This is a genomic window from Symbiopectobacterium sp. (assembly GCF_051710365.1).
Classification (GTDB): Bacteria; Pseudomonadota; Gammaproteobacteria; order Enterobacterales; family Enterobacteriaceae; genus Symbiopectobacterium.
Genome location: NZ_JBPETA010000161.1, coordinates 1 through 6,738 on the forward strand (window position 1 = coordinate 1; position 6,738 = coordinate 6,738).

Below are 6,738 nucleotides of genomic sequence, written 5' to 3' on the forward strand. Positions count from 1 at the left end.
ACGGTTGGTAACAAGGGCTCAATGATTGCCCATGCTTCATCAGAAAGATCGTAGCGAGCCATAATCCAAAGTGTCGTAGAAACAGATGGATACTATAGCTCAAGCAATTAAGGGACACAGCCTAGTTAAGACCGGTAAATGTTTTTTTTGTTACACGACAAGGAGTGTTTGATACGTTGTGGCGCATGACCCATGTGTCACGCAGTGACGGCCGATCTCGATGAATACGCGGAAAACAGACAAAAAGCGTAAAAGAAGATCGCTGAATTGGTTACAGGAGTCATCCGTGAACTTTTTAAGAAATATCACCATCAGGGCAATGCTTCTTATCATTTTGGGGGCTTTTCTGCTGTTGTGGGCCGAAATTTCCCTTTATAGCATGTCATCATTAAGCAAAATGACAGGGCTACTTAAAGCGAGCGAAATACAGAAAAAAAATGTAGAAATGTTGTCGAGAGGTAATGACCAATATTTCCGTACTGTGACGCGCATGGTGCGGTCAATGGATTTTAAGCAGGTCGGTAACAGCGCAGACGCTGAAAAAACCTTGACCGCCGCCGCGACCGCATTAAAACACACCAGCGAGGCTTTAGAACAATTCAAAAATACCGATCATTCTATCGTCGATCCTGAGATTGCTGCTGCCATGGTCAACACCTGGCAAGCCGTTATCAGCAATGGGTTGCAGCCGATGATTGCGGCAGCGCAAGAGAATAAACCCGAGGTGTTTCAACAATTGTTCATGAACACCTACCCACCGCTCAGCGTTGCTTTTGGTGGCGCGATGGAAAAATACCAGAACAGCATTACGTCGCGTTCAACCGAGTCGTTGCAGCAGGTCTATTCTTTACTGTCATGGGGCAGAAGTGTGCTGCTGGCGGCATTGGTGGTCGGTGCTTTGATGCTATTGCTCACCGATCGTTACCTGGTGAACTATCTGGTGCGGCCGTTAAATGATATCAAGGCCCATTTCCGTGTGATGGCAGATGGCGATCTTGACAGCCCGGTCATCGAGTTTGGGCGTAACTGCGTGGGACAACTGATCCCTTACCTCAGAGACGTGCAGAATAAATTGATTGGTACGGTCTCCACCATTCGCGACAGTTCTGCTGCCATCTATCAAGGCTCAAGTGAGATTCGTAGTGGCAATAACCACCTCTCGGCGCGTACCGAACAGCAGGCCGCCGCCTTGGCCGAAACCGCTGCCAGCATGGAGCAACTGAGCGCCACGGTGAAGCAGAATGCCGACAACGTGCATCAGGCGAGTACGCTTTCGCAGGATGCGGCAGTGGCCGCACGGCGCGGCGGCGAAGTGGCATCTGACGTGGTGGAAACCATGGCCAGCATCACCACCAGTTCGAAAAAGATTGCTGATATTACCAGTGTGATTAACGGCATCGCGTTCCAAACCAATATCCTGGCGTTGAACGCTGCGGTGGAAGCCGCGCGAGCGGGTGAACAAGGACGTGGGTTTGCGGTCGTCGCCGGTGAGGTACGCAATCTGGCACAGCGCAGCGCTCAGGCGGCCAAAGAGATTGAAACGCTGATTGCCGAGTCGGTACAACGGGTGGGTAAAGGCTCCGAGCAGGTAGCTCAAACCGGTGATGTGATGAATGCCATTATTGTAGCGGTGACGCGGGTTAACGATCTAATGGGGGAGATCGCCAATGCGTCTGATGAGCAGAGTCGTGGTATCAGTCAAGTCGGGCAAGCGGTTGCTGAGATGGACGGCGTGACGCAGCAGAATGCGTCGCTGGTGGAGCAATCGGCGGGGGCGGCTGCATCGCTGGAGGATCAGGCGCGTCAGCTTACCGAAGCCGTTGCGCTGTTCAAACTCTCTGCGCAGGATAAGAATCTGTCACCTGCCGTTGCGCTGCCGCGCAAAAGTGCGACTCCCGCGCCTGCGCTGTTAGCTAGCAGCAAGAAAAGTGCCTCAGCAAACGATAACTGGGAGACGTTCTGACGCCCAGCGGCGTAACACTGTCACCATAAGCACCCTGTTATCCTATAGCGTCAGACGAACTCGTCTGACGCTTTTTTTGTTCCACGATCCGCTATCGCCCGGCATGAAGTTGAACCTATTTCACCCATGATGAAGTACAATCACTGGATAATCCTGCGTCACTCCACTAGAGTGAACGCGCTTGGAATGTCACACCTGCCGGAGAAGAAAGAGAATGACCCCCACGTTGAGTCGCGAAGCAGCGCTGGTTCATGAAGCGTTGCTGGCGCGCGGTCTGGAAACCCCGCTGCGCGGCGCGCTGCTGGATTCCGCCACCCGCAAGGCGCGCATCGCCGAACACATGACCGAAATCATGAATCTGCTGAGCCTCGATCTGCAAGATGACAGCCTGGCAGAAACGCCGCATCGCATCGCAAAAATGTATGTGGATGAAATTTTCGCCGGGTTGGACTATGCCAATTTCCCAAAAATCACCATCATTGAAAACAAAATGAAAGTGGATGAAATGGTTACCGTGCGTGATATCACACTGACCAGCACCTGCGAGCACCATTTTGTCACCATCGATGGCAAGGCAACCGTCGCTTATATCCCGAAGGAAGGAGTGATTGGCCTGTCGAAGATCAACCGTATCGTGCAGTTTTTTGCACAGCGTCCGCAGGTACAAGAGCGTTTGACCCAGCAGATTCTTGTCGCGCTGCAAACCCTGCTCGGCACCAGCAACGTCGCGGTATCGATTGATGCCGTGCACTACTGTGTCAAGGCGCGCGGTATTTGTGATGCGACCAGTGCGACGACCACCACATCGCTGGGTGGTCTGTTCAAATCGAGCCAGAATACGCGTCAGGAATTCTTGCGCGCTGTGCGTCACCACCAGCACTGATCGTTGTGCCGCAGCCACCAGGTGTGGCTGTCGGCGGCATGCGTCCCATTGGGTTGGCACAAACGCCTATGAAGTCTCTCTCTCCGTCATCGTCGCGCCGTTGCCGTATTGGGCATCTTATTGCTCAATATCACCGCATTCGGTCTGCCCAAAGCGGCCTATCTTAACCCTGCCTACGCTGGTTATCCCGCACTGCGCGATGCCCTGACCTGGGCTGTGATGGATCTGCTGGCGCAGGCGAAGTTTCTGACACTGTTCGCCCTGTTGTTTGGTGCAGGCTTACAACTGCTGCTGCCGCGAGGTACGCGTTGGGTGCATGCGCGCCTGTTCTGGTTGATGCTGATTGGCTTGTTGCACGGTATTTTCCTGTGGGATGGCGATATCTTGCTGGATTACGGCCTGATCGGCTTGCTCTGCTTTACCATGATCCGACAGGCGGACAGCAGTCGCATGCTGATGCGTATGGGCGTGGTAATGTACGCCGTAGGCGTTGGCATGCTGGTGGTGTTAAGCCAGATTCTCAGCCCGGAGCCGGGGCGCTACTGGTTGCCGGGTGACGCAGACATGGCCTACGAGGCCTATTGGCTCCAACTGGGGGGCGTAGAAGCGTGGCGCAATCGCGTGGATCTTCTGATCGAGAGTTTATTGTCGCTGGGCGTGCAATATGGTTGGCTGCTGGCAGGCTCATTGCTGCTGGGCGCCGAGTTGATGCGTAGCGGTTGGCTGCGCGGTGAATTCAGCACGGCGCACTATCGCAAGGTTGCGCTGTGGTTCATCGCGGGGGGACTGCTGATTGACGCTGTCGGCATGGTGTTGCAGTGGCATCTTGCCTGGGAGTACCGCTGGAGCGGGCTGTTGCTGCAAATTCCTCGCGATATTGCCGCGCCGATTCAAGCTATCGGTTATCTGGCACTCTGCTACGGGTATTGGTCAACGTTACGACAATGGCGGGTATCCTCCTGGATAGGCGACATCGGACGGATGGCATTGAGCAGCTATCTGTTGCAGACGCTGATCTGTACCCGATTCTTTTATTATTGGGGCGGTTTTATGCAGTTCGACCGTTTGCAATTGCTGGGCATTGTGCCGTTTGTCTGGTTGATTAACGGTTTAGCGGCGCACTACTGGCTGCGTAATTTCGAACAAGGACCACTGGAATGGGGATGGCGACGCTTAACCAGGCTGATTGCCGAGCCTTCGCGTTAATCTGGCCGGTAACCTCGTTTGATAGTGGTAGCACCCGCATTATGGTTGTTGTGGTGCTGTAGCGTTTGCGTCGGCGCTACCGTCATGCTTTTTTCAGCGGGTGGATTGTCTAACGTACTGAGCAATTCGGGGGGGACAGCAGGATAATCAGGCTCGTCCTTGGCAATTTTGTGCTCTGCCGGGATAGGCACCAACGGACCAAGGAAGCGGGGTTCGCGTTTGAGAATGTAGAGATCGAACAGCGTTCCAAGTCGGGCACCCACCTCACGCAGCCGGATCGTCATCATGTTTTTCGGTGAGGGTACCGCATAACACTGTGCCTGAATGCCCATATGCATAGCGATAAACAGCGCGCGTTCGCAGTGGAAGCGCTGGGTAATAATCGTGAAATCGTTGGTATCAAACACTTTGCGCGTGCGCACAATGGAGTCCAGCGTGCGGAACCCCGCGTAATCAAGCACAATGTCGCTGGGTGAAATGCCCGCCGCGATCAAATCGCGCCGCATGGTCATCGGCTCATTATAACTTTGCAGCGCGTTGTCGCCGCTGAGCAGCAAATAGCTGACTTTCCCGCCGTTGTAAGCATTGATAGCCCCCTGAATACGGAACAGGTAGTACTGATTCAATGCGCCAACGCGGTAATATTTTGCCGTGCCCAGCACCACGCCCACTTGACGCTCCGGCAATGCAGCTAAATCGTCATAGATGTAGGGGGCCGTTTTCCAGCCAATCCACCGGTCCAGAGCGAATGCTGACAGTAATGATACGCAAAGAACAATACCTGAACCGACTATCAGGCGCTTCCATATGCTCATACGGGTATCAAAATGAGAAAAATGATCATGAGCAAAGGCTACTTTACCCGTCTGGCGTAAGCAAGCCATAGCCAAGGTAATAGCCGATTATTGATTGATTGTTGTGCGATTGCGCGAAAAGCAGGCAAAAAAAACCGGCCAGCGAGCCGGTTTGTGCGGTGTGAGATCCGGTTAGTTTACCCGGCTGCCCCACAGATCGTATTCATCGGCGTGTTTGATAACCACCTGCACAACATCGCCCACTTTGACGTTGGTTTCGCCGTTAAGGTAGACGCTGCCATCGATTTCCGGTGCGTCGGCCATGCTGCGGCCAATCGCGCCTTCGCCATCCACTTCATCGATCAGTACGCGCAATGTGCGGCCGATTTTCTCCTGCAAGCGTTCCGCGGAGATACGCTGTTGCAGCGCCATAGCGCCATAAAGCGGTGGAAACGTTCTTCTTTGATCGCTTCCGGCAGTTCGTTTGCCGTTGCGCCTTCAACCGGGCTGTATTGGAAACAGCCCACGCGATCCAGCCGCGCTTCGCTCAGAAAATCGAGCAGCATTTGGAAATCTTCTTCGGTTTCACCGGGAAAACCGACAATAAAGGTGGAACGCAGCGTCAGATCGGGACACATTACGCGCCACTGTTTGATTCGCTCCAGCGTGCGTTCTACCGCACCGGGGCGTTTCATCAGCTTGAGAATTTTCGGGCTGGCGTGCTGCAATGGAATATCCAGATAGGGCAGGATCTTGCCCGCGGCCATCAACGGAATCACATCATCCACATGTGGATAGGGGTAAACATAGTGCAACCGCACCCACACGCCCAGTGAGGCAAGCTGTTCACACAAGCTGACCATGCTGGTTTTTACCGGCTGTCCGTTCCAGAAGCCAGTGCGCTGCTTCACATCGGCACCGTAGGCTGAGGTATCCTGCGAAATCACCAGTAGCTCTTTCACACCCGCTTCAACCAGGCGTTTGGCTTCATCCAGCACGCTGCCAATGGGGCGACTATCCAAATCGCCGCGCATCGACGGAATGATGCAGAAGGTGCAGCGATGGTTGCAGCCTTCAGAAATTTTCAGATAGGCATAGTGCTTGGGGGTCAGTTTGACGCCCTGCGCCGGTACCAGACTGGTAAAGGGATCGTGCGCCGGTTTGGGAACATAGTGATGCACATGCGAGATCACCTGCTCATAGCTGTGCGGCCCAGAGATTTCCAACACTTTCGGGTGCACTTCACGGATTTGGTTCTCTTTGGCACCGAGGCAATCGGTAACGATCACTTTGCCGTTTTCGTTCAGTGCTTCGCCAATGGCTTCCAGCGACTCTTGCACCGCGCTGTCGATGAAATCGCAGGTATTGACGATAACCACTTCGGCGTCATCGTAGGTTGGCACAACCTGATAGCCCTCATTGCGCAATTCGGTCAGGATACGCTCGGAATCGACCAGGTTTTTCGGGCAACCGAGACTGACAAAACCGACTTTCGGCGCGGCGGCAGGTGTTTTTGTGTGGGACATTCAACGTTACTCACTTTGCATCAATGGCGCGGGATTTTAATGGCATTACAGCAAACATTATACAGCTAAGTGTGGGGGTAATGCGAGAACGTGGCGACATGTGCTATCAGGCGTGTGATTTACGTGTTCTGGACGCACTAACGTCAAGAAAAGTAAAACGTCGCTGCTTTTTTTGCGTGCCGTGGCCGCGCTGCCTACAGTTAGTGAAATGCCTTGCCAAGGAGCCCTACCATGCTGTTTCCGTCATTCCGCACCTGATTTTTCTTTTTTCGGGACTTGACGGTATTCTGACGTTCTGAATTTATTACTGCTTTTTGCAGACCAATCAGCATGAGTACTCCCCACGTTACCATCCGTAACCTTGAT

At 53.6% G+C, this 6,738-nt stretch carries 3 protein-coding genes and 2 pseudogenes; 3 read left to right on the forward strand and 2 right to left on the reverse strand.

The genetic code is table 11. The features are described 5' to 3' along the window. Window positions 1-286 precede the first annotated feature (286 nt). From ACTBDZ_RS13410 to yeiB, 3 genes and pseudogenes are all read left to right on the forward strand, one after another. Complete coding sequence (locus tag ACTBDZ_RS13410) at window positions 287-1,963, forward strand: methyl-accepting chemotaxis protein (protein ID WP_438815693.1); 1,677 nt, start codon at window positions 287-289, stop codon at window positions 1,961-1,963. 214 nt (window positions 1,964-2,177) lie between these two features. Continuing rightward, window positions 2,178-2,846: a GTP cyclohydrolase I FolE gene (gene folE / locus ACTBDZ_RS13415; protein WP_438815694.1), complete on the forward strand. Its 669-nt coding sequence runs from the start codon at window positions 2,178-2,180 to the stop codon at window positions 2,844-2,846. A 93-nt stretch (window positions 2,847-2,939) separates the two neighbouring features. Next, window positions 2,940-4,052 (forward strand): annotated as a pseudogene (yeiB, locus tag ACTBDZ_RS13420) (DUF418 domain-containing protein YeiB); the annotation flags it as partial. Here yeiB and sanA read toward each other — a convergent pair. Then, window positions 4,049-4,861 carry an outer membrane permeability protein SanA gene (gene sanA, locus ACTBDZ_RS13425; protein WP_438815695.1) on the reverse strand — a complete coding sequence of 271 codons (813 nt, stop codon included), beginning with the start codon at window positions 4,859-4,861 and terminating at the stop codon, window positions 4,049-4,051. The pseudogene yeiB and the gene sanA sit on opposite strands and share 4 nt — an antisense overlap. A 177-nt stretch (window positions 4,862-5,038) precedes the next feature. Next, window positions 5,039-6,372 (reverse strand): annotated as a pseudogene (rimO, locus tag ACTBDZ_RS13430) (30S ribosomal protein S12 methylthiotransferase RimO). Window positions 6,373-6,738: the final 366 nt, after the last annotated feature.

Coding starts and splice junctions, on each gene's coding strand:
- folE (WP_438815694.1), top strand. CDS start 2,178: ATGACCCCCACGTTGAGTCGCGAAGCAGCGCTGGTTCATGAAGCGTTG.